This window comes from Xanthomonas pisi DSM 18956 (assembly GCF_001010415.1).
Classification (GTDB): Bacteria; Pseudomonadota; Gammaproteobacteria; order Xanthomonadales; family Xanthomonadaceae; genus Xanthomonas; species Xanthomonas pisi.
The window spans coordinates 1-383 of record NZ_JPLE01000193.1; the positions used below are offsets into that span (position 1 = coordinate 1).

Annotated in this window: 1 protein-coding gene; it reads left to right on the top strand. The window is 36.8% G+C overall.

Annotation, left to right across the window (positions count from 1 at the left end; all coding sequences use genetic code 11):
- Positions 1 to 81: 81 nt before the first annotated feature.
- On the top strand, positions 82 to 383 hold a 302-nt coding region (locus Y887_RS20515; protein WP_211257009.1), incomplete at its 3' end, for a hypothetical protein.

Here is a 383-nt window from a genome sequence, read left to right on the forward strand (position 1 = left end):
CATCATGCAACTTGAATACGATTTAGCAAGTCGTGATGACATATTTACGGTGACGGGCGGCGTTGCACCATCGGCCTAAATATGAGAAAGAATAAAGTAATTGATTTGTTTGGAGTTACTTATGAAATACATCAATTCAGCGCAATAGATGCGTTTGAAATGGTTGATGCGATAAGCATATTAACTCCACTTGAATTATTAAGTGAATGTTATGTTATTAAATATGATGGAACTAAAGTCAGGTTAAATTCTGAGAAGGCCATCAGTGAAGAAGTGAAAAGTGTGCCAAATCACTTGCCGCCCAACCTTGTATTGAAAGTTCTAATGGAAGCGGTAAAGAAGCACAATTTTGGATTCCTCAGTGATTGGAAAGGAAATAAGAT